Source organism: Pseudomonas sp. Leaf127 (assembly GCF_001423155.1).
GTDB lineage: Bacteria > Pseudomonadota > Gammaproteobacteria > Pseudomonadales > Pseudomonadaceae > Aquipseudomonas > Aquipseudomonas ovata.
The window spans coordinates 158,420-183,450 of the sequence record NZ_LMOA01000024.1 but is presented as its reverse complement, the minus strand read 5'-3'; the positions used below and the strand labels follow the sequence as shown (position 1 = coordinate 183,450).

Sequence of the window (25,031 nt, the reverse complement as noted above, 5' to 3'; positions counted from 1 at the left end):
AAGGGGCGTATTTAATACGTTATATAAGACTCAATTCTAATGAGTCTTTTTCATATGTATATAAGTAGACCGAATATGACTCAGAAAACAACGGTAATCCTCGATGGTGGTATGGGCCGAGAACTGCAGCGCAGAGGCGCGCCGTTCCGCCAGCCGGAGTGGTCGGCGCTGGCGCTGACCGAGGCGCCCGAGGCCGTTATTGCCGTGCATGCCGCCTACATCCAGAGCGGCGCGCAGATAATTACCAGCAACAGCTACGCCGTGGTGCCGTTCCATATTGGTGAAGAACGCTTTGCCCGCGAAGGCGAGGCCCTGGCCGCCACCGCCGGCCAACTGGCGCGCCAGGCCGCCGATGCCCAGGGTTCGGGTGTGCAAGTGGCCGGTTCGCTGCCGCCGCTGTTCGGTTCCTACCGCCCCGACCTGTTCGATGCCGAACGCGCCGGGCAAATCCTGGCACCGCTGGTGCGCGGCCTGGCGGCCCATGTCGACCTGTGGCTGGCCGAGACCCAGAGCAGCATCGTCGAGGCGCAGACCATTCGTGCCGGCCTGCCCAACGATGGCAAGCCGTTCTGGCTGTCCTTCACCTTGCAGGATGAAGAAGTCGATGCGACCCCACGCCTGCGCTCGGGCGAGACCGTAGCCGACGCCGCCCGTGCCGCGGCCGAACTGGGTGCTGCAACATTGCTGTTCAACTGCAGCCAGCCTGAGGTGATCGGTGCGGCCATCGATGCGGCCCGTGCCGTATTTGCCGAGCTGCACGTGGACATCGGCGTGGGGGCCTACGCCAACGCCTTCCCGCCCCAACCCAAGGACGCCAAGGCCAACGACGGCCTGGACGAACTGCGCGAAGACCTCGATCCCGAAGGCTACCTGCAGTGGGCGGCCAACTGGGTGCAACGCGGCGCCAGCCACATCGGCGGCTGCTGCGGCATCGGGCCCGAGCACATTGCAGTGCTGGCCAAGGGGCTCTGATTGATTGGATTCACTCCCCGGGGGTAGGAGCGCGCTTGCCGGTATGCCGGACCACCGCGACCGGCTGCGTTAGCAGTCGTAAATTTGTGGCGTTTCCGAGATTTCTGCGAGCGCTACGCACTCGGTCGCGGGCAAGCGCGCTCCTACACCGGTCCTGTGTTGGGGGGGCTACAGCAATCGGGTTGATGCGGTAAAAATAAAACCCCGTGGCTTTGCAAGCCCACGGGGTTTTTGTTTATCCGCCGTTCAGGGCATCAGGCGATGCTTTGTGCCGCATTCTGCGGGTGCTCGGCCAGGCCGAGGTTTTCGTCGCTCTGGCTGCTGATGCGCTGGTACAGCTGCGCGTCGGTGGCCAGGGCCTTTTCACGGGCCGGGAAGATTTCGTCGAGCTTGGCGGCCCACTGACCCTTGGTCTGTTCCGGGAAGCAGCGCTCGATCAGTTCCAGCATGATCGACACGGTTACCGAGGCGCCCGGAGAGGCCCCCAGCAAAGCCGCCAGCGAACCATCGGCGGACGAGACCAGCTCGGTACCGAATTGCAGTACGCCGCCCTTCTTGGCGTCTTTCTTGATGATCTGCACGCGCTGGCCGGCAATCTCCAGGCGCCAGTCCTCGGCCTTGGCCTCGGGGTAGAAGCGACGCAGCGAGTTCAGGCGCTGCTCCATCGACTGACGCACTTCACTGACCAGGTACTTGGTCAGGTCCATGTTGTCGCGGGCCACGGCCAGCATCGGTTTGATATTGCCCAGGCGCACCGAGAACGGCAGGTCCAGGAACGAGCCGTGCTTGAGAAACTTGGTGGTAAAACCGGCGTACGGTCCGAACAGCAGGGATTTCTTGCCATCAACCACGCGGGTGTCCAGGTGCGGCACCGACATCGGCGGCGAGCCCACGGCGGCCTGGCTGTAGACCTTGGCCTGGTGACGCTTGACCACCTCGGGGTTGTCGCAACGCAGCCACTGGCCGCTGACCGGGAAGCCGCCAAAGCCCTTGCTCTCGTCGATGCCCGACATCTGCAGCAGCGGCAGGGCCGCGCCGCCGGCACCGAGGAATACGAAGCGGGCGTCGATATCTCGGCTGCTGCCGCTGTTGACGTCCTTGATGGTCACGGTCCAGCCCTTGCCGTTGCGGGCAAGACCGGTCACGCGCTTGTTGTACTTGACCTGCGAGTCGGGCGTGCTGGCCAGGTGCTTGAGCAACTGGTTGGTCAGGGCGCCGAAGTTGACGTCGGTGCCGTTGCTCATGAAGGTGGCGGCCAGCTTTTCGTCGGGCTTGCGGCCGGACATCATCAGCGGCATCCACTCGGCCAGCGTGGCCTTGTCCTCGGTGTACTGCATGGCTGCAAAGGCGTGGTGCTGGCGCAGGGTTTCGAAGCGCGCCTTGAGGAACGACATGTCCTTCTCGCCCTGTACATAACTCAGGTGCGGGACGGGATTGATGAATGTACGTGTCGTTTCGAAGCTGCCCTTGCGCACCAGATAAGCCCAGAATTGCTTCGAGACTTCGAACTGGGTATTGATGTGCACGGCTTTCTTGATGTCGACGGAACCGTCGGCTGCCTGCGGCGTGTAGTTCAGCTCGCACAGGCCGGCGTGACCGGTGCCGGCGTTGTTCCAGGGGTTGGAACTCTCTGCGGCACCGGAATCCATCAGCTCGACGACTTCCAGCTTCAGGCTGGGGTCAAGCTCTTTGAGCAGTACTGCCAGGGTGGCACTCATGATGCCTGCCCCGACCAATACCACGTCGACTGCTTCGTTATGCGCCATTAACGCGTCTCCAAAATCTGCAGCACCCAATTGACGGCCTGCGATCCCGAGGCTGGATGCCAGTGTGCGGGGGGTGGATCAAGGTTATACCCCACAGTGTCTGGCCGGGATCGAGTGTCCGATTCTTCGCAATGTTTTGCATCTCAAGCGCAGGTCCGGTCGGGCTGTTCAAGGGTTCATCAGTCTGTCATGAACGCATTTTGCAGCCCGCAGGGCCATTCGACCATCGTCAGGACGATGGCCCGGGCTCAGCTCCTGGACGTTGCGCCGCGACGTTCGACCCTGCCGGGTGAAGCCGATGGGGACACCAAGGGTGCATCTTCAAACCTATTCATGTGCTCGCCACACTCTTGTGAAGTTGTGAAACCCGTTATTTCGCGCTCTTTTGGACACGCGAACCAAACCTCAAAAAGGGCTGCAATGCAGCTCTGGCCAGTGCTGTCTTCATGGGTAGGCGTCGAGGGTCGGCAAAGGTTCGCCCGGATGCGAGCGATCGCACACCGTCCATCGAAAACTGCATGAAGCAGACTGCGTGGGCGGCTCTCTGTGGGCATGGCGGGGAGCTAATTTCGTGGATTAGCGATGCTGCGAGGCCCGATCAGGAGACGTCCTTATAATCGGGGGGAGATTATAGCGATGAAATATCAGGAATTGATCGGCTTGATTGACTTTTATTCGCGAAGAAATCACGCAGCCAGCATTGGACGCAGGCGAGAACGTGATGCACGCGGCGCAATCCGGGCGCTGGCGGGCAGTGGCTGGCCGAGCCAGGCGAGGCGTTGTTCGGTGACCTGGACCCAGTCTTTACCCTCCGGGGCCTGGCGGCAGTGCTTGAATGCGCGGCAGACACCGGCCTGATCGAGGCGGGCGTAGTGGCAAAGTGCATGACGTGCGCTGAAGAGCGAGCGGAGAAATTCCATGACAGGGCTCCTGTACCGTTGATGCGCCCAGCTTGAGCGGCACAGGTGACACCCTGATTACAACCCGGGCCTGGCTGAACCATCACAGCCTGCCAATGGTCGGATTTTCAGCTAGTGAGGTGGTCAGCGTCGCCGCTATACTGCCGCCCATCGAGTGCCTGGCCCATGGAGAATTGAGCATGCTGCGTCGCGTTTTGTTTGGTCTGCTTGCTGTAAGCAGTTTGACTCTGGTCGGTTGTGCCCACAGCCCGCAACAACTGAGCCCGCAACCGCGGCTTACCGCGCAACTGGCGCCGGTCGGTCATGGCCAGCCGGTGGTGGTGCGTGTGGTCGATGGTCGTCCGGGCCCTACACTGGGCACCCGCGGTGGCCTGTACCCGGAAACGAGTGCCATCAGCGTCAATGGCGCCGACCTGCTGCCCAAGCTGCAGGCCCAGGCCGAAGCGGCGGTGCGCCTGCTGGGCTTCACGCCTTCCCAGGGCGGCAACGCGCCGCAGCTGACCGTGACCCTGGCCGAACTGCGTTACCAGTCGCCCAAGGAAGGCATGTACGTCACCGAAGCCACCATCAGCTCGACCTTCCGCGCCGATGTGCGCAACAACGGGCGTACCTACAGCGGCCGCTATGCGGCTTCCCTGGACCAGCGCTTCGGCATGGCGCCCAACCAGGAAACCAACACCAAGCTGGTCGGCGATGTCCTGAGCGATGCGCTGACCCGCGTGTTCCAGGACCAGACCGTCGCCACCACCCTGGCGCAGTAAACCTGGCGCCAACAAAAAGCCCGGCTTGCAGGCCGGGCTTTTTGTTGTCTGCTGTTGGCCAATGGCGGGTCAGGCCACCTGCTGGGAAAAATCCAGGAAACTCAGGCCGGTGTCGGGGTCCTGCTCAGGCAGGTCCTGATGCTGATGGCCGCCCAGCGCGCAGTAGACCAGCCAGCGACGGTCGTGGACATTGAAGGCCAGCGCGTCGATGAGGTCTTGCTGTTCTTCGTTCTGGGCAATCAGGTAAAGACGGTCCTGGTTATTGGCGTGCAGCATGGTGGCTCCGCAATGTGGGCGATCCTTGCAAGCTGTGGCAGCGCTGCTGCGCTGCCACACTCCGTTCGAGGAGCCATACAATGCCCGGACATCATGACGATCGCGTGACGACAGGCGCCGGTCAAGGCAGGGCCAGGCCGGCCTTGATGCGGTACTGGTTGCGCACCGGCGTGGCGTACTGCTGGATCAGATAGGGGCGGTGCTCGGCCGGGCAGCCGGCCAGGCGGCTTTCCCACTCGGCCTGGGCCTTGTCCAGCTCCTGGGTGCCGAACAACTCGCTGGCGGTGGGCACATTGAGGCTGGCATCGGCTTCGCTCCACTGTGCCCAGGCCAGGTAGTGCACCGGAAACAAGCGATAGCCACGCAGGATCTGCCGGTCCATTTCCTGGGCCAGCAGCTTGGTGTCTTCGAAGTGTCCAGTGATCGGTGGTGCAAAGTTGATATGCACCCGGCCTTTGTAGCCTGTGATGCCCAGCGCGATACTGATGTCGTCTTCGCCCTCGGTCTTGGTGTAGCCGCCGGTAGTGGCGCGGATGTACAGCTCACGGGCCTTGGCGTGGTCGCAGGGGTCGTATTCGTAGCTGATCGACACCGGGGTCAGGTTCAGCGAACGGATCACCTCGGCGAACGGCTCGTCCTTGCGGCTCATGTGAAACATCTTGAGGATCGCCGATTCGGTACGGTCGTCACCATCCTTGGCGCGGCCTTCGGCCTGGGCGATCCAGATTGATTGCCCGTCCTGGGTGATGGAATGATTGATGTACGCTGAAAGCAACTGGTAGGCGGCCAGTTTTTCCCGGCGGCCGCTGAGCGAGCGGTGCACAATGAAGCTCTTGTTCAGGCGCATCAGGTCGCTGACGAAGGGCTTTTGCAGCAGGTTGTCGCCAATGGCAATGCGCGGGGTCGGCAGGCCGGCATGGTACACCGCATAGTTGACGAAGGCCGGGTCCATGACGATGTCGCGGTGGTTGGCCAGAAGCAGATAGGCGCTGCCGGACTTGAATTGCTCGACGCCGGTGTAGGTCACGCCGTCGGTGGCGCGCTCGATGGTGTGGTCGACGTAGACCTCGACCTTGTCCTGCAGGCTGGCGACCGAGTCGATGCCTGTAAACTCCCGGCGCAGCTTGCGCGCCAGGGCCGGTTGCAGAAACCAGCCCAGGGTACCGGCCAGGCGCGGGAAACGAAACTTGGTCAAAGTGGCAAGGAAGGCCTTGTCGCTGAGCAGGCGTGCCAGCACAGCGGGGACTTCTGCATCGTTGTAAGGTCGGATGGCATCGAATTCGCCCATCATGCTCTCTTGTAGGGAACGGATAGAGTTAAGGGAAGGCCGGTCTGAAATAAGACGGATAGCAGATTCCGGTTTCAGCAAAAAGGCTCGGCCTTCGAACAGGCGGCCGATTATACGCAAAAACATCAGAGGCAGACCCGATGCAGGAATTACAGGATTATCAATGCCCGTATTGTGGCGAATCAGTCGAGACCCTGCTGGACCTGTCCGGTGGCGATCAGCAGTACATAGAGGATTGCCAGGTGTGTTGCCGACCCATCGTGTTCGACCTGCGCACCGACGGCGAACAATGGAGCCTGGATGTACGCAGCGAGAACGAATGATGCAACGAATCTACGAGCCCGAACACCTGCTTGAAGGCGAACTGCTGCTGGCCATGCTGGCCAGCGAAGGGGTCCAGGCGCACCTGACCGGGCAGGACCTGCTGGGCGGCATGGGGCATTTGCCGGTGAGCGGCCTGCTGGGCATCGTGGTCGACGATGCTCAGGTCGACCGGGCGCTGGCGCTGATCAGCGCGTACAATGCCGCCCTGCCTGTGGACGGCGATGAGCCGGACAGTTATCCCGATGTACTGGTGTGCTGAACAATGTGTGGACGTTATGCGCTGTTTCGCTGGACCCCCGAGTTTGCCGCCTTGCCGGGCTTCCCGCAGGGCCAGCGGGCGCAATGGAATATCTGCCCGGCCGACTGGGTGCTGATGCTGCGCAGTGTCGAGGGCGAGCAGAGCCTGGCGCGAGCCCGCTGGGGCCTGACGCCGCCCTGGCTGACCGACCTGACGCGCACACCGGCCCATGCCCGCGCTGAAACCGTCGCCGAACAACCGATGTTTCGCGAGGCGTTCAACCTGCGGCGCTGCCTGTTGCCGGCCAACGGCTTCTACGAATGGCGCGGCGGGGTGCGCAAGCGGCCTTTCTGGCTGAGCCCGGGTGAGGGCGGGACGCTGCATTTCGCCGCGATCTGGGAAGCGTACCCGGTGCAGGAACAGATCTGGCTGAGCGTGGCGCTGGTGACCCAGCCGGCCATGGACCAGCGCCGGCCGCTGATGCTCGATGCGCAAGGCCAGCAAACCTGGCTTGACCCGAAAGCTGGCGAGGAGGCCCTGCAGGCACTGCTGGTCTCACGGCAGATCCCGCTGCGCGAACGGCCGTTGAGCAACCTGGTCAACGACCCGACCCTCAACGGCCCGCAATGCCTGACGCCCTTGTAAGTCAAACCCGCCGTTTCACGTCCGACGTCGACCACTCAAGCGTTGGTGCGAACGTGCAGGTCATGCATGGCCTGCAGATACCTGTCGGAGCACTGCCCGCTGTGGGAGGCACTGCTGGCGATGGCTGTGTGACAGGCGCAGCAGGTGTATGGGCCTTGCTGGCCTCATCGCCGGCAAGCCGCCTCCCACCGGATTGATGTCGCCCAGAATCTCGTGCCTGGCACCAGACTGTGGGAGGCAGCTCTGCTGGCGATGGCGATGGCGATGGCTATGGAGCAGGTGCAGCAGATGTGTTGGCCTTGCTGGCCTCATCGCCGGCAAGCTGCCTCCCACGGGATTGATGTCGCCCAGAATCTCGTGCCTGGCACCAGACTGTGGGAGGCAGCTCTGCTGGCGATGGCTATGGAGCAGGCGCAGCAGATGTGTTGGCCYTGCTGGCCTCATCGCCGGCAAGCCGCCTCCCACRGGATTGATGTTGTTCTGGATCTCKTGCCTGGCACCAGACTGTGGGAGGCAGCTCTGCTGGCGATGGCTATGGAGCAGGCGCAGCAGATGTGTTGGCCTTGCTGGCCTCATCGCCGGCAAGCCGCCTCCCACGGGATYGCCTCCCACGGGATTGATGTTGTTCTGGATCTCKTGCCTGGCACCAGACTGTGGGAGGCAGCTCTGCTGGCGATGGCTATGGAGCAGACGCAGCAGATAGATCGGCCTTGCCGGCCTTATCGTCGGATCGCCGCCCGGAGCAAAGCCCCCCTCCCACCCGTCAGATGTGCGGCTCAAGAGAAGCGTATGGGCTTTACACCCGGAACTGATTGATCAGGCGGCGCTGCTGTTCGGCCAGGCGTGTCAGTTCGGCGCTGGCCTGGCTGGCTTCGTCGGCACCGCCGGCGACTTCCCGGGCCACTTCGCCGATATTGATCACGTTGCGGTTGATGTCGTCGGCCACTGCGCTCTGTTCTTCGGCAGCGCTGGCAATCTGGGTATTCATGTCGTTGATCACCGACACTGCCTGAGTAATGCTCCCCAGTGCTTCGGCGGCCTGGGTGGCATGGGTAACGCTTTCGTCCGTCCGGTTCTGGCTGTCCTGCATGACCTGCACCACCTGGCGGGTGCCGGATTGCAACTGCTGGATCATGCTCTGGATTTCCTGGGTGGCCTGCTGGGTCTTCTGCGCCAGGTTGCGCACCTCGTCGGCAACCACGGCAAAGCCGCGACCCTGCTCACCGGCGCGTGCCGCCTCGATGGCAGCGTTCAGGGCCAGCAGGTTGGTCTGCTCGGCAATGCCACGGATGGTGGTCAGGATGGCGTTGATGTTCTCGCTGTCGCGCGACAGGGTCTGCACCACTTCCACGGCATGCCCGATCTCCCGTGCCAGGTGGCTGATCGAATCGGAGGTTTCCTGCACGATGCTCATGCCCTGGTGCGCGGCACTGTCGGCATGGCTGGCGGCCTGTGCGGCCTGGGTGGCGTTGCGCGCCACGTCCTGGGCGGTGGCGGTCATTTCCTGCACCGCCGTGGCCACCTGGTCGATCTCGGCCAGCTGTTTCTGAATGCCCTGGTGCGTGCGGATGGCAATGTCGGCGCTGTGCTCCGAAGAATCGCTGACCTTCTGCACCGAGCTGACCACCTGGCTGATCATGGTCTGCAGCTTGCCCAGAAACGTATTGAAGCCCAGCGCGATGCTGCCCAGTTCGTCGGCGCGGTCGCTGTGCAGGCGACGGGTCAGGTCGCCTTCACCCTGGGCGATGTCATCGAGCATGGCAACCATCTGCTTGAGCGGCCGGGCAATGCCACGCGCCGTCAGCCAGATCACCAGCAGGCCGACCGCGGCGATCAACAGGCCGACCAGGGTCATGGCGAAGATGTCACTGCTGCGTTGTGCCTGCAGGTCCTGCTGGAGTTTTTCCTGGTCAGCCATCACGGCACTGAGCGGCAGTTGCATCATCAGCGTCCAGCGGGCATTGGTGGCGCCAATGTTGAAGGGCATGTATACCTCGATATGCCCGTGTTCTTCGTCCAGGTCATAGCTGACCTGATCAGTGACCAGCTTGCTCAGGTTGGCGACTTCGTTGGCGTCCAGCAGCTTGCTGGCCTTCTGGCCCAGCAGGCTCTTGTCCTTGGTGTAGGCCACCACGCCACCATTGTTGGCAATCAGTGCGATTTCGCCGGCACCGTCATACAGGCTGCGATCGACGGTTTCGAGCATTTCCTGGACGAAGTCCACCGACAGGTCGGCCCCGACAATGCCCTGGAAGGTGCCGTTGACCATGATCGGCGCGATGAACGACGACAGCATGATGGTGCGGTTGCCGATCGGGTAGGGTGCCGGGTCCACCACGCAGCCCTTGCCGGTCTCCTTGGCGCACTGGTAGTACTCGTTGGCGCGCACGCCAGTCGGCAACAGGGCGCTGTTGTCCAGGTCGGTGAGCTTGTCCAGCGACAGGCTGCCATCAGCGTTGCGGAACCACAGCGGGATGAAGCGCCCGTTCGTGTCCATCCCGACCTGGCCGCTGTTGGCATATTGAGCGTCATTGCGCTGCAGGCCGTTGGGTTCCCAGCCGACGTAGGCGTCGACCAGTTTGGGATTCTTGTCCAGCACATCGCGGGTCAGGTTGATCATGTCTTCACGGCTCATCTGCAGCGCCGCACGCCCCTGGCTGTCGGTCGTGCCGAGCAGGGCGTTGGTCTGGGCCAGGCTGGTGGCCGCTTGCAGCGGCAGCTCCAGCGCCTGGCGAATCGCACTGGCCTGGCTCTGGGCCAGCGCTTCGAGACGCTGACGCACAGCGATTTCCGACTGCTGGCGAGTGCGCTGCTCGACCAGCGCCTGGGTCCGGGCCCCGGAATACAGGGCATAGCCGATCAGGGCCGCGGCCACACCCAGCACGATCGTGCCGGCCAGAAACGCAATGGAGAACTGGATCGACTTGAATTTCATACCGGCTCCGGACAGAAAGAAGGCTCGCTCTATAGAGCGCTATCGCCCGCAATCCGAAAATCATGAGCCGCTTGAAGCGACAGGATTGGGAGGATTGCAAGAACATGGCATGACGGTCTTTGTTGCCGGCAGGGAACCCGGGGCGCTCGACAGGGACCAACAAGGCGCTTGCAGTGCGGCTGCAAGGTTCAGGATGACCATCACTTTCAGAAGGAGCGCGCCGTGTTGCGTCAGATGTGGGTTGCAGGTGTGTTCAGTGCCGTTTTGCTGGTAGGCGGTTGCCATACGAATACGATCGATGTCAATCAGGTGTATGCCCGCACCTATCAGCAAACGCTGGATGAAGCAGCCAGCCGTCAGGCGCTGGACACCACCAGCCCCAGTGCCCGACGGGTGCAGGGCATTGCCGAGCGACTGATGACCCAGGCACCGAAGTTGTACCCCGATGCCGCACAGTGGCAGTGGCAGGTCAGCCTGATCAAGGACGATGAACTCAACGCCAAGGGCGGACCGGGTGGCAAGGTCATGATTCATACCGGAGTGCTCGATCAGCTTCAACCGACCGATGATGAGCTGGCGGCAATTATTGCCGGTGTCATTGCCCGTGCCGATAGCCCGCAGAGCCATGAAGCGATACGCAGGCGCCATGCCCCGGCGGTTATACCCGCGACGTCGAGAGCCCTGGGCATGAACGAGGCCGGCATGGCCTTGGCCGAGCAAGTGACTGAAGCCAAAAGCCAGGCGCGGATGGAAGCGCGGGTCGATGTGCAAAGTCTGGAATGGCTTGCCAGGTCAGGCTATAACCCCAATGCGGCGGTGACGATACTGGAAAAAATGTTGCAACGTGAAGGGCTCTCGGCCACTGAGCTCAATGGACTGCGCCGGCTGGTCGAGCCCCGGACCCAACGCCTGCGCGAAGCGATTCCCAAGGTCATGCCACTGTATGAGCAGGCCAGCAAGCCTTGACTACCACTGGCCAGGGAACCAAGGCCCTGCAATGATGACCAATAGCTCGAATCGGCCGGTCTCTGGCGCAGGATTGCTGCAGGACCTGGCATGACCGCCACGTTTTTAAGGAGTGTCCCGTGATGCGCCAGTATTTTGCTTTATCTGCCTTGAGCGCCACTTTATTGCTGGCTGGCTGCCAGGCGGTCAATACCACCACAGGCGACTCGGTGGGTGTTGAACGCAAGCAGTACATGTTCAGCATGCTGTCGACTGAGCAAGTCAACCAGATGTATGCCCAGTCTTATCAGAAGACCGTGGGCGAGGCGACCAGCCAGGGCGTGCTTGACACCACCAGCAACAACGCCAAGCGCGTGCGTGCGATTGCCAATCGGCTGATTGCCCAGGCGCCCAAGCTGCGTCCTGACGCCGCGCAGTGGCAATGGGAAGTGAACCTGATCAAGAGTGATGAACTCAACGCCAATTGCGGTCCTGGCGGCAAGATCATTGTCTATTCCGGGCTGATCGATCAGCTCAAGCTCAGCGATGATGAGCTTGCGGCCGTCATGGGCCATGAGATCGCCCATGCCCTGCGCGAGCACGGCCGCGAAGCGATGTCCAAGGCCTATGGCCTTGAAATGGGCAAGCAGGGCGCGAGCGCCTTGTTCGGCCTGGGCGAGACCAGCCTGGCGATGGCCGACACCGTGGTCAACTACGCCATGACCCTGCCCAACAGCCGCAGCAACGAAAACGAAGCCGACCTGCTGGGCCTGGAACTGGCCGCCCGCGCCGGCTACAACCCCAATGCCGCGATCACCCTGTGGCAGAAGATGACCCAGCAATCGGGTGGCTCGCCGCCTGAGTTCATGAGCACCCACCCGGCCTCGCAGAGTCGCATCGCGTCGCTGGAAGCGGCGATTCCGAAAGTCATGCCGCTGTATCAGCAGGCCCCCAAGACCTGAGGCCATTCGCACCGCAAGCGCGAGCAAGCTCGCCAATGCAGTCTGTCAGGCACTGAAGTTTTTGCATGCATCCTGCTTGCGCTACACCCAGCCGCTGACCTGCATGGCCTTGTAGACTGCCACCAGCGCCAGCACGAAAAAGGCGCTGGCGGCCAGGCGGCGGATCAGGGTCAGCGGCAGTTTGTCGGCGGCGAAGTTGCCAGCCAGCACCACCGGCACGTTGGCAATCAGCATGCCGACCGTGGTGCCGATGATCACCAGCCACAGGTGACTGTACTGCGCGGCCAGCATGACCGTGGCGATCTGGGTCTTGTCGCCGATCTCGGCAATGAAAAACGTGATCAGCGTGGTCATGAACGGGCCGAACTTGCGGGCCGTGCTCGCCTCATCCTCATCCATCTTGTCGGGCACCAGCGTCCACAACGCAGTGGCGGTAAAGCTGGCAGCCAGCACCCAGTGCAGCACCACATCCGAAAAGAACTGGCTGAACCAGGCGCCCACGGCACCGGCGGCGGCATGGTTGGCCAGTGTGGCGGCCACGATACCGGCGATGATCGGCCAGGGCTTGCGAAAGCGGGCCGCCAGAATGAGCGCCAACAGTTGGGTCTTGTCGCCGATTTCGGCGAGCGCCACGACGGCGGTAGGGATAAGCAATGATTCCAGCATCAGGTTTCCTGGGGGCGGGTCGACACGGCTATGACACGTACAGCCTTCCCGCCCGGTAAGGTGTGCGTGTCATAGGTCTGGTCAAACCGCTGATCCGTCTGATGCGGATTCCGGGTCGCACGCACCATGGCCTGTTGGCCAAGTATGTTGATGCATGCCGCTCGAGCAGGGTGCTCGTGGGAGACTACTCCCCTAGGACGGGGCGGATTCTGCCTTCACCAAACGCTTTGGGCAAGCGCTTATTTTCAACTGCGCCGGGCCTTGTAGATCTTGAAGCCATTGCCTTGGGCCAGGACGTCACAGCTGCCGAACTGGCTTTCGATTACCGGTTGATAGCGCAGGAAGTTGTTGGCTACCAGGCGCAGTTCGCCACCGGATCGCAGATGTTCGCGTGATTTTTTCAGCAGGTTTTCCGTGGCCTTGTAGTCGGTGTGCACCCCGACATGAAACGGCGGGTTGCTCAGGATCGTACTCAGGCCCTTGGGGGCGGCATCAATGCCGTCGCCGGTGATCACCTGCGCCTGCAAGCCATTGGCGGCCAGTGTCAGCACCGAACTGGCGGTGGCGAACGCATCCACGTCGAGCATGACCACGTCGGTCTGCGGGTTGCGACGCTTGATCGCCGCGCCAAGCACACCGGCACCGCAGCCAAAATCCAGCAGCGAACCGCCCGGCAGTTTGTCCAGGTGCTCCAGCAACAATGCCGTGCCGCGATCAAGCCGGCCGTGGCTGAAGACACCGGGCAGGCTGATCACAGTCAGTGGACCGTCAGCCAGGGCGATTTCATAGGTCTTGGCCAGGTCGTTCAGGGCGGTGGCCTGGGGGGCCTGCTCCACGCTCACCTGCCAGAGCTGGCAATGCCGGGCGCTGTCGAGCTTGCGTGGCCTGCCGAAGGGGTGCAACTGCTTGGCCGCCGCCTCAATCCCGCCGCGTTTTTCGCCGACCAGGAACAGCTCGCGCCCAGCCAGGCGCGAGGCCAGGGCATTGAGCAGGTAGTCAGTCAGGTCGCGGGCCTTGGGCAGAAACAGCACCACGGCCTCGAAGTCATCGGCCGGATGCTCGACGCCAAAATGCGTGCGGCCTTCGAAACGCGCCTCCAGCGTAGCCGACTCGCCGGCATGCCAGGACCAGCCATGCGCATCGGGCAGCTTGCCCATCAGGTCATCGGCGGGCAGGCCGGCCAGCAGGACCTTGCCCTGAAACAGCTCGGCCTGCCGGAGTATCACTTCACTGCGCGGGTCCATGTCCTGGCTCCTGAAAAAAGGGCGCAGTCTAACAGGGGGACAGGTGTAGGAGCGCGCTCTGCCCGCGACCGGCTGCGTAGCAGTCGTAAAATTGCAGCGTTTCGCCAATTCTGAAAGCGTTCGCAGTCATGATTTTGTGGCGTCTCGACAATTTTGCGAGCGCTACGCACTCGGTCGCGGGCAGAGCGCGCTCCTACGGGCCCTGTGTCTGTTATGTGTCAGCGCGCCATTTCATTCAGGTCACGACACGCTTGGGCGTACCGTCAGCGAACGCCTGGGCATTTTCGGTGATCTGGCCGACAATCCGTTGCCGGGCTTCGCGGGCGCCCCAGGCGCTGTGCGGGGTGACGATCAGGCGCGGGATGTCGCCGGCCAGCAACGGGTTGCCGTTGGCCGGCGGCTCGACACTGAGCACATCGGTCGCCGCGCCGCCCAGGTGGCCATTGCGCAGGGCCTCAGCCAAAGCCTGTTCATCGATCAAGCCGCCGCGGGCGGTGTTGACCACCAGCACATGGGGCTTGAGCAGGCCCAGTTCGCGGGCGCCGATCATGTGCCGGGTCTGTTCGTTGAGCGGGCAGTGCAGGGTCAGGGCATCGACCTGTGGCAGCAGCGCCTCCAGCGGCAGACGATCGGCGCGGGCCGGACGGCCCGGAATCTGGCCGATCAATACGCGCATGCCGAACGCCTCGGCCAGTCGCGCCACGGCACCGCCCAGTTCGCCATGACCGAGCAGCCCCAGGGTCTTGCCCTCCAGCTCCATGATCGGAAAGTCGAGCAGGCAGAACTGCGCCGATTTCTGCCACAGCCCTTGCTGCACCGCACGCTGGTAATCGGGCAGGCGTGTGGCCAGTGCCAGCAGCAACAGCAGCGTGTGCTGGGCCACCGAGGCGGTGCCGTAGCCCTGGCAGTTGCACACCGTCACGCCATGCTCGCGGGCCGACACCAGGTCGACGTTATTGGTGCCGGTGGCCGCGACCAGCACCAGCTTGAGTTGCGGGCAGGCCGCGAAGGTCGCCGCATCGATCCGTACCTTGTTGGTGATTGCGACCTGCGCGCCCTGCAGACGCTCGCTGACCTGATCGGCCGGCGTGCCGGCATGCAGCACCAACTCGGCAAAGCTGCCTTGCAGGGGGCTCAGGTCGAGGTCGCCCAGGTCCAGCGAGGTGTGATCAAGAAAAACTGCTCTGCCGACATTGCTCATCGCTGTACCTTTCAGGGGGAGAAGAGGGGTTGTATGTTTAGAGGCCTTTTTTCTATCACAGCCTGTGCGTGACGCAGACAGTTTTTGTCAGCTGGCGCCAGACTGCCTGCCCCCGGAGAACCTCATGTACTGGGCTGAATTTCTGACCGTCGCACTGATTCACCTGCTGGCCGTGGCCAGCCCCGGCCCTGACTTTGCCGTGGTGGTGCGCGAGAGCGTGACCCACGGGCGCAAGGCCGGCACCTGGGCGGCGCTGGGCGTGGGCTCGGCCATTTTCGTGCACGTTGGCTACTCGCTGCTGGGCATCGGCATCATCGTTTCCCAGTCCATCATGTTGTTCAATGCGCTGAAATGGGCCGCGGCCGCTTACCTGCTGTACATCGGCATCAAGGCCCTGCGCGCCAAACCGGCCAGTGCTTCGCCTGAGGCGATCAAGGGCCAGGCTGTCGAACGTTCGGCGCGCGGCGCCTACGTCAGCGGGTTCGTCACTAACGGCCTGAACCCCAAGGCGACGCTGTTTTTCCTGTCGTTGTTCACCGTGGTCATCGACCCGCACACCCCGTTGCTGGTGCAGGGTGGCTATGGCGTGTACCTGGCCATCGCCACGGCGCTGTGGTTCTGTCTGGTGGCGCGGCTGTTCAGCCAGACGCGTGTGCGCGAAGGTTTTGCCCGCATGGGCCATTGGTTTGATCGTGCCATGGGCGCGGTGCTGGTCGCCCTGGGCGTCAAACTGGCGTTTACCCAGGCCGGTTGAGTCACCGGCAGCCTGTACGGGCGTGCAAGGCGCCCGTGCACCGGTCGGCAAATCGTCCCTTTGACCGATGCAACTGGCGAGACGGCAGATCAACGTCCATATTGGTGCTTCGCCTGTGAACTCTGGAAAGGGACTCTTATGTTGCAGACTCGCGTTCTTGCGCCAGCCGAAGGCGCCTATCGGTATCCGCTGTTGATCAAAAGCCTGCTGGTTTCCGGCAGCCGCTATGAAAGAACCCGCGAGATCGTGTACCGCGATTCAGTCCGCTATGACTATCCCACCCTCAACCAGCGCGTACGCCGCCTGGCCAATGTCCTCACCGAAGCCGGGGTCAAGGCCGGCGATACCGTGGCGGTCATGGACTGGGACAGCCACCGCTACCTTGAGTGCATGTTTGCCATCCCGATGATCGGTGCGGTGGTGCACACCATCAACGTGCGCCTGTCGCCAGAGCAGATCGTCTACACCATGAACCACGCCGATGACCGCGTGGTGCTGGTCAACAGCGAGTTTGCCGCGTTGTACCAGGGCATCGCCCCGCACCTGAGCACGGTCGAAAAGACCCTGCTGTTGACCGACACCCCCGACCAGCCTGTCGAGCTGCCCGACCTGATCGGCGAGTACGAAGCGCTGCTGGCCGCCGCCAGCCCCGAATACGAATTCGCCGACTTCGACGAGCACTCGGTGGCCACCACCTTCTACACCACCGGCACCACCGGCAACCCCAAGGGCGTGTACTTCACCCATCGGCAACTGGTGCTGCACACCCTGGGCGTGGCCACCATCATGGGCAGCATCGACAGTGTGCGGCTGCTGGGCACCAATGATGTCTACATGCCCATCACGCCGATGTTCCATGTGCATGCCTGGGGTGTGCCCTATGCTGCGACCATGCTGGGCATCAAGCAGGTCTATCCGGGGCGCTACGACCCCGAGATGCTGGTGCGCCTCTGGGAAACGGAAAAGGTCACCTTTTCGCACTGCGTGCCGACCATCCTGCAGATGCTGCTCAATGCCAAGGGTGCCAGGGACAAGGATTTCGGTGGCTGGAAGATCATCATCGGCGGCAGCTCGCTCAATCGCAGCCTGTACCTGGCCGCCAAGGCCAAGGGCATCCAGTTGACCGCCGCCTATGGCATGTCGGAAACCGGCCCGCTGATTTCCGTTGCCCATATCAACGAAGAGCTGCTGGCCAGCTCCGAGGACGAGCGCATTCGCTACCGGATCAAGGCCGGGGTGCCGGGCATGCTGGTTGATGCCGCCATCGTCGACGAACAGGGCAACTTCCTGCCCGCCGACGGCCAGACCCAGGGCGAACTGGTGCTGCGTGCGCCGTGGCTGACCGAAAGCTATTTCCGCGAACCGGAAAAGGGCCGTGAACTGTGGGCTGGCGGCTGGCTGCACACCGGTGATGTGGCGACCCTGGACGGTTATGGTTTCATCGATATTCGCGACCGTATCAAGGACGTGATCAAGACCGGCGGCGAGTGGCTGTCCTCGCTGGCGCTCGAAGACCTGTGCAGTCGTCATGCGGCGGTGCGCGAAGTGGCGGTGGTGGGCATTCCCGATGCGCAATGGGGCGAGCGCCCCTTTGCCCTGGTGGTGGCGCACGAAGGTCAGCATTTCGATGCCGCCACGCTCAAGGAACATCTGACGCCGTTCGTCGAGCAGGGGCACCTCAACAAGTGGGCGATCCCGCAACAGATTGCCGTGGTGCCCGAGATTCCCAAGACCAGTGTCGGCAAGCTCGACAAGAAGCGCATGCGTGTGGATATTGCCGAATGGCAAAGCAGTAATAGCGTTTTGCTGTCTACACTCTGATTGAGCACTCTGTCGCGTTCCTGGAACGCGACAGATTTTTCTGTCGGACAGGTCCTGTGTCCGGCTTGCCAAATCGCCAGATTCAGCCATTCTCCCTCGAAGCCTGTCGCGCTTTCGAGCGGGAATGGGCGAGCCAGAGCATCTGTTTGTTTATTCAAGAGGAATCAGACGTTAAAGATTGCTGACTTGAGTCGGCACCATGACCTGGCACTACGTGTTCATCAGGCGTGCGGTGGAGCCCGCGCAGTCGCCCGGTGAAGACGGCCAACCGGTTTTGTCTGGAACACCGGCGTCCTGAGTGCCATAACAATAAAAGCACACGGAGTAGCGACGATGACCACAGCAACCCCCTTCTGGCGGCGGGCACGCTTGCCCCTGGCTGTCAGCCTTGCCTCGACCCTTGCCGGCCCTGCCTTTGCCGTCAGTTTCAACATCGGTGAAATCGAAGGCAGTTTCGACTCTTCGCTCTCCATCGGCGCGAGCTGGTCGACGGCCAACCCTGACAAGAACCTGATCGGCGCCAACAATGGCGGTCGCGGCCTGTCGCAGACCTCCGATGACGGTCGCCTGAATTTCAAGCGCGGCGAGACCTTTTCCAAGGTGTTCAAGGGCATTCATGACCTTGAGCTCAAGTACGGCGACACCGGGGTCTTCCTGCGCGGCAAGTACTGGTATGACTTTGAACTGAAGGATGAGGGGCGTGAGTTCAAGGACATCAGCGACTCCAACCGCAAGGAAGGCGCCAAGTCGTCCGGCGCGCAATTGCTCGATGCCTTTGTCTATCACCGCTACACAGTCGGCGACGAGCCGGGCACCGTGCGCTTCGGCAAGCAGGTGGTCAGTTGGGGTGAAAGCACGTTCATCGGCGGCGGCATCAACAGCGTCAACCCCATTGATGTCTCGGCCTTTCGCCGGCCCGGCTCGGAGATCAAGGAAGGCCTGATCCCGGTCAACATGTTCTACCTGTCGCAAGGCCTGACCCAGGACCTGTCCGTCGAAGGCTTCTATCAGCTCGAGTGGGACCAGACGGTGGTCGACAACTGCGGCACGTTCTTCTCGCAACCGGACGTGATCGCCGATGGTTGCAACAGCAACCTGGCGGTACTGCGCAGCCAGAGCGGCCTGAACTCGGCCCTGACTGCTGCCGGCCTGCCTGCGGCGGCCCGTGGCGCGGCGTTCAATGCGCTGGCCCAGCAGGGCGCCACGTTCGGGTCCCCGGATGAAGGCGTGATCGTGCGCCGCGGGCCGGATCGCGACGCCCGGGACAGTGGCCAGTTCGGCTTTGCGATGCGCTATAACTTTGCCCCGCTGGACACCGAGTTCGGTGCCTACATGATGAATTATCACAGCCGCCTGCCGATCTTCAGTGGTCGTGGCGGCCCGGCCAGTGCCTACAGCGCCTCTTCGCTGGTCGGCTCGCTGGTGCGCAACGGACTGCCGGCCGGCACCGCTGCGGCCCTGGCCCCGACCCTGTTGCCCGTAGTGGTGGCAGGCAACTCCAGCTACTACGTCGAATACCCTGAAGACATCCGCCTGTACGGCCTGAGCTTCTCCACCACCTTGCCCACCGGCACGGCCTGGAGCGGGGAAATCAGCTACCGGCCCAATGCCCCGGTGCAGCTCAACACCACCGACATCCTGTACTCGGGCCTGTCGCCGCTCAACCCCAGCGTCTCGGTGCTCAACGGCCGGCCCGACACCGACCAGCCCGGTTACCGGCGCAAGGAAGTCACCCAGCTGCAGACCACCTTCACGCATTTCTTCGACCAGGTCATGGGCGCCGAGCGCATGACAGTGGTGGGCGAGGTGGGCTGGACCCATGTCGGCGGGCTGGAAAGCAACGCCGAGCTGCGCTATGGCCGCGACCCGGTGTATGGCCCGGGACCTTTGCCAAACGGCCAGTGCGCAGCGCTCAATGCCGGCTCGCTGACCGGCACGGCGCAGAACAACCTGAGCCGTTACTGCGAAAACGACGGCTTCACCACCAGCAACTCCTGGGGCTATCGCGCCCGGGCGATCTGGGATTACAACAACGTACTGGCCGGGGTCAACCTGCGGCCCAGCGTGGCCTGGTCGCATGACGTCAAGGGTTACTCGCCAGGTCCTGGCGCCAACTTCGAAGAAGGCCGCAAGGCGGTCAGCCTGGGGCTCGATGCCGAGTACCAGAACACCTACACCGCCAGCCTGTTCTACACCAACTTCTTCGACGGCAAGTACACCACGGTCGATGACCGTGACTTCGTGGCGCTCAGCTTCGGCGTGAACTTCTAACGCATCGGTTCTCAGGACGACGAATATGAAAAAGACCAAAGGCCTGTTGCAGGCCGGTGTATTGGGGTTGTCGCTGCTGGCAACCGGCGTGATGGCGGCGGTGTCGGAATCGGAGGCCGCGAAACTGGGCACCTCGCTGACGCCCATGGGCGCCGAGAAAGCCGGCAATGCCGACAACAGCATCCCGGCCTGGAGCCCGATGCCGAAGACTGCCGGCGCCGTGGATGCCAAGGGTTTCCTGGCCAACCCCTATGCCAGTGAAAAGCCGCTGTTTGTCATCACCGCCAGCAACGTCGAGCAATACAAGAACAAGCTGGCGCCGGGGCAGTACGCCATGTTCAAGCGTTACCCGGACAGCTACCGGATTCCGGTCTACACCAGCCATCGTGGGGCGACGGTGCCAGACAACGTGCTGGCCGCCATCAAGCGCAATGCCATCCAGACCAGACTGACCGATGGGGGCAATGGCCTGGAAAACTTCGAGACGGCCATTCCGTTTCCGATACCCACCAGTGGCGTGGAAGTGGTCTGGAACCACATCACCCGTTATCGCGGCGGCACCGTCAGGCGCCTGATTACCCAGGCCACGCCACAGCCCAACGGCTCTTACCAGATCGTGAAGTTCAACGACGAGTTTGTATTCCGTGACCGGATGAAGGACTACGATCCGAAGAACCCGGGCAATATCCTGTTCTACTTCAAGCAGCAAGTGACCGCGCCAGCACGCCTGGCCGGCAGCGCGCTGCTGGTTCACGAGACCCTCAATCAGGTCAAGGAACCACGCTCTGCCTGGGTCTACAACACCGGCCAGCGTCGCGTGCGCAAGGCGCCGGAAGTGGCCTATGACGGACCGGGCACCGCCTCCGACGGTACCCGTACTTCCGATAACCTCGACATGTACAACGGCGCGCCGGACCGCTATGACCTCAAGCTCATCGGCAAGCAGGAAATGTACATCCCGGCCAACAGCCACAAGCTTGACGACACCTCGATCAAATACGCCGATGTCGTCAAGGCCGGGCATATCAATCCCGACCTGACTCGCTATGAACTGCGCCGCGTCTGGCATGTGACCGCCACGCTCAAGTCCGGGCAGCGGCATATCTACGCCAGGCGTGACTTCTTCATCGACGAAGACACCTGGCAGGCAGCGGTCATCGACCACTACGATGGCCGCAACCAGCTGTGGCGCGTGGCCGAGGCGCATGCGGTCAACTACTACGACAAGCAAGTGCCGTGGTACGTGATCGAAACGCTCTACGACCTGCAGTCGGGGCGCTACATGGCCCTGGGGATGAAAAACGAAGAAGCACGGGCCTATGAGTTCGGCTTTGAAGCCAACACCAGCGAATTTACTGCCAATGCCTTGCGCCAGGGTGGGGTGCGCTGATCCTGTAGAGGGCAGGGCTGCGTGCTTGGCGCAGCCCTGCCGCTGTCGAACTGTTCATCGAGTGCTGCGTGCGGTCACCGGTTACCGACGAGGAGCGGGTCGAATAGAGACCCTCAATGCGTCGTAGCCCCTGTCCATGCCTCATTGACATTATCCAGGCCCCAGTCGCCGGGACATTCAATCCTGACGATGCTGTCGGCTTCCCGGCATTTACCCAGTTGAATGACCCGCGGTTCGATGGGCTTGCGAGTGCGCACTGACATGAGCACCTTGACCTTGGGCATCAGCAGCGACTGTTCGCCCTGCTCCATGACCACCGCCAGGCGCTCGCTTTCCAGACGCACCAGCGCGCCCACCGGATAAATGCCCACGGTCTTGACGAAGTGCTGGAAGATCCGCTCATCGAAGTGGCCTTTCCAGGACGCCATTTCGCGAATGGCCTGCGCCGCTTCCCAGGCTTTCTTGTAGGGCCGGTCGCTGGTCACGGCATCGTAGACATCGCAGACTGCGCTCATGCGTGCCATCAGGCTGATCTGCTCGCCTGCCAGGCCATGCGGGTAGCCCGAGCCGTCGAACTTCTCATGGTGATGCAGGCACACATCCAGCACGGCCGTGATCACTTGATGGTTCTGTTGAAGAATCTTCAGCCCGGCTTCGGGATGAGCCTTGATGGCCATGAACTCCTCGTCGGTCAGGCGTCCGGGCTTGTTGAGGATCTCGGGGTCCATCAGCATCTTGCCGACATCGTGCATGAGCCCGGCGACGCCCGCGTCACGCACCTGCTCTTCATTCAGGTTCATGCGCCTGGCCAGGGCCACCATCAGCGCGCAGACCGCGACTGAATGCATGTAGGTGTATTCGTCGGAATTTTTCAGGCGTGACAGGCTGATCAGCGCATGCGGGTGGCGCAGGATCGAATTGGAAATCTCCTCGACCATCAGCCCGACATTGGCCATGTCCATGGCCCGCCCCATCTTCGCTTCGCCGAACATGGTCATCACGGCCTGCTTGGCACGCCCGCAAATCAGCCGTGCACGGTGCAGCTCCTGTTCCAGGCTGGTGGGCGCGGTGTCCTGGTCCGGGGCGCTGACGACACTGCCGGGCGCCTTGCCCTGGCAGGTGTCGATCCAGACTTCACGGGTGTCGGAGCGCTGGATGCGCTCCAGGACCTGAGGGTCATGCAAGACGGATTCGACATGGGCAATCCAGAAGGGATCATCACCCTTGGGGCAACAGAATTTGTGAATGTGCATGCCCAGGGCAAGCTCGCCAACCGTTATTTTTCTTAGCATGGTCGGTCACCGCTTTATTGTTCGAAAGGTGCGCTGGCAATCCTTGCCAGACCAGTAATGAGTGAGGCGGGGAAAACGCAGTCGGTGAGCGGGAGGGCAGTGTTGGGCATGGTGTCGACCTCTGGAGCGGCATCAGGGAAGCGCTGATGTGGTAAGGCCAGTATAGGGCGCACGTTTGTCATCGTGCATGACATTAAAAAAGCGTCATTAACCTGTTGTGCGGGCTTTTTTCAGGCAAATCAGGTTGTTGGGGTTTTGCGCTTTTTTGACGCCGGAAATGGATTTAAAAAATATTTCATTACGGTCTTTCAAGGCCTGTTTTAAGGTGGCGGGCAAGCCGTAACGCTTATTTGCCTGGAGGTGTCCTGTCCATAAAACCGGACGCCTGAACAGGCACTTCTTCGGCAGGGCGTGACAGGGCAGCGCCGGGGCAAGGAATTTTTGCCGCTATCGACGCTCTATAATGGCCATGAGCGTTCATTGAAATCAGGAGTTCCTCCCATGTTGACCTCGCCCCGTCTGATTATTGCGGCCACAGCCGTCGCTTTGCTGGCCGGCTGCGCCTCGCCCAACCCGTATGACAATCAGGGCCAGGGAGGCTATGGCAATAACGAGCAACAAGGCATCAGCCGTACCGCCAAATACGGAGGCCTGGGGGCGCTGGCCGGTGCCGTGGCCGGTGCCGCCATCGACCATAACAACCGGGGCAAGGGCGCGCTGATCGGCGCTGCCGTGGTGGGGGCTGCTTCAGCCGGCTATGGCTACTACGCTGACCGCCAGGAAGCTGAACTGCGCGCCAAGATGGCCAATACCGGTGTCGAAGTGCAGCGTCAGGGCGATCAGATCAAGCTGATCATGCCGGGCAACATCACCTTCGCCACCGACTCGGCCGCCATCTCCAGCAGCTTCTATACGCCGCTGAACAACCTGGCCGGTTCCCTGCGTCAGTTCAACCAGAACAACATCGAGATCATCGGCTACACCGACAGTACCGGCAGCCGCCAGCACAACATGGACCTGTCGCAGCAACGTGCGCAGAGCGTGGCCACTTACCTGACCTCGCAGGGCGTCGACCAGAGCCACCTGTCCGTGCGCGGCGCAGGCCCCGACCAGCCCATTGCCAGCAACGCCGACGCCAATGGCCGTGCGCAAAACCGTCGGGTAGAAGTCAACCTCAAGCCGATTCCAGGTCAGCAGTACTGAGTTTGTCGCTCTCATCAAGTCCAAGATAAGTTACTGATTTACCGAATATTAAATCCACCACTTGTAGGAGCGCGCTTGCCCGCGACCGGCTGCGTTAGCAGTCGTAAAATTGTGGCGTTTCATCTATTTCTGCGAGCGCTACGCACTCGGTCGCGGTGGTCCGGCATTCCGGCAAGCGCGCTCCTACCCAGCCTCGTGTTTGCTGCGCGTTTCTACGTCTTCAACTGGTCCAGCAGCTGGTCTTTCTCTTCCCACCGGGTATTGATCCACTGCTGGAATTCCCGGCGGTACGCCTCGTCCTGGTCGTAGTTCTTGCCGATGAACTGCACCGGGATACGGATTTCCTCGATGTGCGCCACGACTTCGTTCAGTTCGCCGCTCAGCAGGGTCCAGAAGCCTGGACGCCCTTGCGGGTAGTGCAGCGTGACGTTGACAATCGACTCCAGTTGTTCGCCCATCGCATCGAGCACGAACGCAATGCCGCCGGCCTTGGGCTTGAGCAAATGGCGAAAGGGCGACTGCTGCTCGGCATGCTTGGCCGGTGTGAAGCGCGTGCCTTCGGCAAAGTTGAAAATGCTCACCGGGTTGTCACGAAAGCGCGCACAGGTACGCCGCGTGGTTTCCAGGTCCTTGCCGCGCTTTTCCGGGTGTTTGGCCAGGTAGGCCTTGGAGTAGCGCTTCATGAACGGAAAACCCAGTGCCCACCAGGCCAGGCCGATCACTGGCACCCAGATCAGCTCCTGCTTGAGAAAAAACTTCAGCGGGCGGATTTTGCGGTTGAGCAGGTATTGCAGGACGATGATGTCGACCCAGCTCTGGTGGTTGCTGGTCACCAGGTACGAATGCTGATAGTCCAGTTTTTCCAGGCCGCTGACCTGCCAGCGGGTGCGGCCCAGCAAACGGATCCAGAGACCGTTGTTGCTGATCCAGGTTTCCTGGATGTGGCTCATCAGCCAGTCGCTCAGGCGCCTGGCGGCGGGGAAGGGCAGGCACAGCTTGAACAGGGTGACCACAAACAGCGGAATGCAGCAGGCCACTGTGTTGAGCGCCAACAGCAGCGAAGCGATAACGCCGCGCAAGGGAGCAGGCAAAAAAGCCATGACGGTGAATGACTCCAGGTAATGGAAAGTGCCGGGCCTTGGCCCGGCAGCGACAAG

General features: G+C 62.1%; 22 protein-coding genes, 1 pseudogene and 1 riboswitch. Of the genes and pseudogenes, 12 read left to right on the top strand and 11 right to left on the bottom strand.

Features of this window, described 5'->3' with window-relative positions:
• Window positions 1-75: 75 nt before the first annotated feature.
• Window positions 76-972 (top strand): homocysteine S-methyltransferase family protein, encoded by an 897-nt coding sequence (locus tag ASF84_RS25545; protein WP_056841688.1) that lies wholly within the window; start codon window positions 76-78, stop codon window positions 970-972.
• 254 nt (window positions 973-1,226) lie between these two features.
• Here the strand turns inward: ASF84_RS25545 and mqo are convergent, their stop codons facing one another.
• Window positions 1,227-2,738, bottom strand: coding sequence for a malate dehydrogenase (quinone) (gene mqo, locus ASF84_RS25540; protein ID WP_056841687.1), 1,512 nt, complete (start codon window positions 2,736-2,738; stop codon window positions 1,227-1,229).
• A gap of 686 nt (window positions 2,739-3,424) precedes the next feature.
• Entirely contained in the window at window positions 3,425-3,658 is a 234-nt protein-coding gene (locus tag ASF84_RS25535; protein ID WP_056841686.1) for a hypothetical protein, read from the bottom strand.
• 179 nt (window positions 3,659-3,837) lie between these two features.
• On the opposite strand from ASF84_RS25535, the gene ASF84_RS25530 reads away from it, so the two are divergent.
• Window positions 3,838-4,419 (top strand): YajG family lipoprotein, encoded by a 582-nt coding sequence (locus ASF84_RS25530; RefSeq protein WP_056841685.1) that lies wholly within the window; start codon window positions 3,838-3,840, stop codon window positions 4,417-4,419.
• A 69-nt stretch (window positions 4,420-4,488) separates the two neighbouring features.
• Here the strand turns inward: ASF84_RS25530 and ASF84_RS25525 are convergent, their stop codons facing one another.
• A complete protein-coding gene (locus tag ASF84_RS25525) occupies window positions 4,489-4,695 on the bottom strand; it encodes a hypothetical protein (RefSeq protein ID WP_056841684.1) in 207 nt (68 codons plus the stop codon).
• 121 nt (window positions 4,696-4,816) lie between these two features.
• Window positions 4,817-5,986 carry a 1-acyl-sn-glycerol-3-phosphate acyltransferase gene (locus tag ASF84_RS25520; RefSeq protein WP_056841683.1) on the bottom strand — a complete coding sequence of 390 codons (1,170 nt, stop codon included), beginning with the start codon at window positions 5,984-5,986 and terminating at the stop codon, window positions 4,817-4,819.
• A 137-nt stretch (window positions 5,987-6,123) separates the two neighbouring features.
• On the opposite strand from ASF84_RS25520, the gene ASF84_RS25515 reads away from it, so the two are divergent.
• Genes ASF84_RS25515 through ASF84_RS25505 form a run of 3 tightly spaced genes read left to right on the top strand, consistent with a single transcriptional unit; the run spans window position 6,124 to window position 7,190 of the window.
• Window positions 6,124-6,306, top strand: a complete 183-nt coding sequence (locus ASF84_RS25515) for a CPXCG motif-containing cysteine-rich protein (RefSeq protein ID WP_056841682.1) — start codon at window positions 6,124-6,126, stop codon at window positions 6,304-6,306.
• The gene (locus ASF84_RS25510) at window positions 6,306-6,566 is read left to right on the top strand and encodes a putative signal transducing protein (RefSeq protein WP_056841803.1); all 261 of its coding nucleotides are present in this window, start codon (window positions 6,306-6,308) and stop codon (window positions 6,564-6,566) included. Before ASF84_RS25515 ends, ASF84_RS25510 begins: the two co-directional genes overlap by 1 nt.
• 3 nt (window positions 6,567-6,569) lie before the next feature.
• On the top strand, window positions 6,570-7,190 hold the full coding sequence (locus tag ASF84_RS25505; protein ID WP_056841681.1) for an SOS response-associated peptidase: 621 nt from the start codon (window positions 6,570-6,572) through the stop codon (window positions 7,188-7,190).
• 796 nt (window positions 7,191-7,986) lie between these two features.
• On the opposite strand, the gene ASF84_RS30370 is transcribed toward ASF84_RS25505, so the two are convergent.
• Both ASF84_RS30370 and ASF84_RS30365 read right to left on the bottom strand, forming a co-directional pair.
• Entirely contained in the window at window positions 7,987-8,829 is an 843-nt protein-coding gene (locus ASF84_RS30370; RefSeq protein ID WP_442963090.1) for a methyl-accepting chemotaxis protein, read from the bottom strand.
• Between the two features lie 15 nt (window positions 8,830-8,844).
• Window positions 8,845-9,045 (bottom strand): annotated as a pseudogene (locus ASF84_RS30365) (HAMP domain-containing protein); the annotation flags it as partial.
• A 1,302-nt stretch (window positions 9,046-10,347) separates the two neighbouring features.
• Here ASF84_RS30365 and ASF84_RS25490 point away from each other — a divergent pair.
• Together ASF84_RS25490 and ASF84_RS25485 are read left to right on the top strand one after the other, a co-directional pair.
• Entirely contained in the window at window positions 10,348-11,091 is a 744-nt protein-coding gene (locus ASF84_RS25490) for a M48 family metalloprotease (protein WP_156684396.1), read from the top strand.
• Between the two features lie 122 nt (window positions 11,092-11,213).
• A complete protein-coding gene (locus tag ASF84_RS25485; protein WP_056841677.1) occupies window positions 11,214-12,032 on the top strand; it encodes a M48 family metallopeptidase in 819 nt (272 codons plus the stop codon).
• An 81-nt stretch (window positions 12,033-12,113) separates the two neighbouring features.
• Here ASF84_RS25485 and ASF84_RS25480 read toward each other — a convergent pair whose 3' ends face one another.
• The 3 genes from ASF84_RS25480 to ASF84_RS25470 form a co-directional block, all read right to left on the bottom strand.
• A complete protein-coding gene (locus tag ASF84_RS25480) occupies window positions 12,114-12,698 on the bottom strand; it encodes a TMEM165/GDT1 family protein (RefSeq protein ID WP_056841676.1) in 585 nt (194 codons plus the stop codon).
• A 17-nt stretch (window positions 12,699-12,715) separates the two neighbouring features.
• Window positions 12,716-12,903, bottom strand: a riboswitch (yybP-ykoY riboswitch).
• A gap of 40 nt (window positions 12,904-12,943) precedes the next feature.
• Window positions 12,944-13,942, bottom strand: coding sequence for a class I SAM-dependent methyltransferase (locus ASF84_RS25475; protein ID WP_056841675.1), 999 nt, complete (start codon window positions 13,940-13,942; stop codon window positions 12,944-12,946).
• Between the two features lie 235 nt (window positions 13,943-14,177).
• Window positions 14,178-15,143, bottom strand: a complete 966-nt coding sequence (locus ASF84_RS25470; protein WP_056841674.1) for a 2-hydroxyacid dehydrogenase — start codon at window positions 15,141-15,143, stop codon at window positions 14,178-14,180.
• Window positions 15,144-15,267: 124 nt separating this feature from the next.
• On the opposite strand from ASF84_RS25470, the gene ASF84_RS25465 reads away from it, so the two are divergent.
• From ASF84_RS25465 to ASF84_RS25450, 4 genes are all read left to right on the top strand, one after another.
• Window positions 15,268-15,897 carry a LysE family translocator gene (locus ASF84_RS25465; RefSeq protein WP_056841673.1) on the top strand — a complete coding sequence of 210 codons (630 nt, stop codon included), beginning with the start codon at window positions 15,268-15,270 and terminating at the stop codon, window positions 15,895-15,897.
• Window positions 15,898-16,035: 138 nt separating this feature from the next.
• Window positions 16,036-17,718, top strand: coding sequence for a fatty acid--CoA ligase (locus ASF84_RS25460; protein ID WP_056841672.1), 1,683 nt, complete (start codon window positions 16,036-16,038; stop codon window positions 17,716-17,718).
• A 333-nt stretch (window positions 17,719-18,051) separates the two neighbouring features.
• Window positions 18,052-19,989 carry a DUF1302 domain-containing protein gene (locus tag ASF84_RS25455; protein ID WP_056841671.1) on the top strand — a complete coding sequence of 646 codons (1,938 nt, stop codon included), beginning with the start codon at window positions 18,052-18,054 and terminating at the stop codon, window positions 19,987-19,989.
• Between the two features lie 25 nt (window positions 19,990-20,014).
• The gene (locus ASF84_RS25450) at window positions 20,015-21,379 is read left to right on the top strand and encodes a DUF1329 domain-containing protein (RefSeq protein WP_056841670.1); all 1,365 of its coding nucleotides are present in this window, start codon (window positions 20,015-20,017) and stop codon (window positions 21,377-21,379) included.
• Between the two features lie 113 nt (window positions 21,380-21,492).
• Here ASF84_RS25450 and ASF84_RS25445 read toward each other — a convergent pair whose 3' ends face one another.
• Window positions 21,493-22,671 carry an HD-GYP domain-containing protein gene (locus ASF84_RS25445; RefSeq protein ID WP_056841669.1) on the bottom strand — a complete coding sequence of 393 codons (1,179 nt, stop codon included), beginning with the start codon at window positions 22,669-22,671 and terminating at the stop codon, window positions 21,493-21,495.
• Between the two features lie 501 nt (window positions 22,672-23,172).
• Here ASF84_RS25445 and ASF84_RS25440 point away from each other — a divergent pair.
• Window positions 23,173-23,874, top strand: coding sequence for an OmpA family protein (locus ASF84_RS25440; RefSeq protein ID WP_056841668.1), 702 nt, complete (start codon window positions 23,173-23,175; stop codon window positions 23,872-23,874).
• A gap of 212 nt (window positions 23,875-24,086) precedes the next feature.
• Here the strand turns inward: ASF84_RS25440 and ASF84_RS25435 are convergent, their stop codons facing one another.
• Window positions 24,087-24,974, bottom strand: coding sequence for an acyltransferase (locus ASF84_RS25435; RefSeq protein WP_056841667.1), 888 nt, complete (start codon window positions 24,972-24,974; stop codon window positions 24,087-24,089).
• Between the last annotated feature and the right edge of the window lie 57 nt (window positions 24,975-25,031).

Bases quoted from the DNA above. Each gene is read 5' to 3' on its own strand.
- ASF84_RS25545 (WP_056841688.1), top strand. From the start codon at position 76: ATGACTCAGAAAACAACGGTAATCCTCGATGGTGGTATGGGCCGAGAA.
- mqo (WP_056841687.1), bottom strand. From the start codon at position 2,738: ATGGCGCATAACGAAGCAGTCGACGTGGTATTGGTCGGGGCAGGCATC.
- ASF84_RS25535 (WP_056841686.1), bottom strand. From the start codon at position 3,658: ATGGAATTTCTCCGCTCGCTCTTCAGCGCACGTCATGCACTTTGCCAC.
- ASF84_RS25530 (WP_056841685.1), top strand. From the start codon at position 3,838: ATGCTGCGTCGCGTTTTGTTTGGTCTGCTTGCTGTAAGCAGTTTGACT.
- ASF84_RS25525 (WP_056841684.1), bottom strand. From the start codon at position 4,695: ATGCTGCACGCCAATAACCAGGACCGTCTTTACCTGATTGCCCAGAAC.
- ASF84_RS25520 (WP_056841683.1), bottom strand. From the start codon at position 5,986: ATGATGGGCGAATTCGATGCCATCCGACCTTACAACGATGCAGAAGTC.
- ASF84_RS25515 (WP_056841682.1), top strand. From the start codon at position 6,124: ATGCAGGAATTACAGGATTATCAATGCCCGTATTGTGGCGAATCAGTC.
- ASF84_RS25510 (WP_056841803.1), top strand. From the start codon at position 6,306: ATGCAACGAATCTACGAGCCCGAACACCTGCTTGAAGGCGAACTGCTG.
- ASF84_RS25505 (WP_056841681.1), top strand. From the start codon at position 6,570: ATGTGTGGACGTTATGCGCTGTTTCGCTGGACCCCCGAGTTTGCCGCC.
- ASF84_RS30370 (WP_442963090.1), bottom strand. From the start codon at position 8,829: ATGATCAGCCAGGTGGTCAGCTCGGTGCAGAAGGTCAGCGATTCTTCG.
- ASF84_RS25485 (WP_056841677.1), top strand. From the start codon at position 11,214: ATGCGCCAGTATTTTGCTTTATCTGCCTTGAGCGCCACTTTATTGCTG.
- ASF84_RS25480 (WP_056841676.1), bottom strand. From the start codon at position 12,698: ATGCTGGAATCATTGCTTATCCCTACCGCCGTCGTGGCGCTCGCCGAA.
- ASF84_RS25475 (WP_056841675.1), bottom strand. From the start codon at position 13,942: ATGGACCCGCGCAGTGAAGTGATACTCCGGCAGGCCGAGCTGTTTCAG.
- ASF84_RS25470 (WP_056841674.1), bottom strand. From the start codon at position 15,143: ATGAGCAATGTCGGCAGAGCAGTTTTTCTTGATCACACCTCGCTGGAC.
- ASF84_RS25465 (WP_056841673.1), top strand. From the start codon at position 15,268: ATGTACTGGGCTGAATTTCTGACCGTCGCACTGATTCACCTGCTGGCC.
- ASF84_RS25460 (WP_056841672.1), top strand. From the start codon at position 16,036: ATGTTGCAGACTCGCGTTCTTGCGCCAGCCGAAGGCGCCTATCGGTAT.
- ASF84_RS25455 (WP_056841671.1), top strand. From the start codon at position 18,052: ATGACCACAGCAACCCCCTTCTGGCGGCGGGCACGCTTGCCCCTGGCT.
- ASF84_RS25450 (WP_056841670.1), top strand. From the start codon at position 20,015: ATGAAAAAGACCAAAGGCCTGTTGCAGGCCGGTGTATTGGGGTTGTCG.
- ASF84_RS25445 (WP_056841669.1), bottom strand. From the start codon at position 22,671: ATGCTAAGAAAAATAACGGTTGGCGAGCTTGCCCTGGGCATGCACATT.
- ASF84_RS25440 (WP_056841668.1), top strand. From the start codon at position 23,173: ATGTTGACCTCGCCCCGTCTGATTATTGCGGCCACAGCCGTCGCTTTG.
- ASF84_RS25435 (WP_056841667.1), bottom strand. From the start codon at position 24,974: ATGGCTTTTTTGCCTGCTCCCTTGCGCGGCGTTATCGCTTCGCTGCTG.